The following is a 419-nucleotide window of genomic DNA, read 5'->3' as shown; positions in this document are numbered from 1 at the left end:
TATGACCTACTTAAATCCCTAGAGGATGAACTATTTAATCAAGTCTTAGAATATATCGAAGAAATCCCAGTTGAAGAATACAAAGATGTTTTATTACTTAAAGCTCTTGAATTAATTCAAGAAAATAAAGAATTATGCCAGATACTATTCAGTAGACAAATGGAAAACAACATTATGGACCGTATTATTTACGTAGCAAGTAAATCTAAAATTGATAAGCTAGTTAGGAATTCAAAAGTTGATGATAAGTTTTTAGATTACTTTATAAAATACTCTGTAGGAGGAGTTGTTTCAGTTGTTCAAACATGGCTAGATAATGATTTAAAGGAATCTCCTAAAGAAATAGTTCACATTATAAATAATATTATCTCTTTTCGACCTTAATATTATAACTAAACAAAGAAGCTAAAAATCTAGAT

General features: G+C 27.2%; 1 protein-coding gene. It reads left to right on the top strand.

The genetic code is table 11. The annotated features are described in order from the left end of the window. The coding region (locus tag B2671_RS10840; RefSeq protein WP_346870428.1) for a TetR-like C-terminal domain-containing protein at positions 1 to 384 on the top strand (384 nt) is incomplete at its 5' end. Positions 385 to 419: the final 35 nt, after the last annotated feature.

Origin of the sequence: Clostridium sp. UBA5119 (assembly GCF_002414285.1) — a bacterium.
Taxonomy (GTDB): Bacteria; Bacillota; Clostridia; order Clostridiales; family Clostridiaceae; genus Clostridium_J; species Clostridium_J sulfidigenes.
Note: the sequence above shows the minus strand (reverse complement) of the source record. Positions and strands in the feature narration are given on the sequence as shown.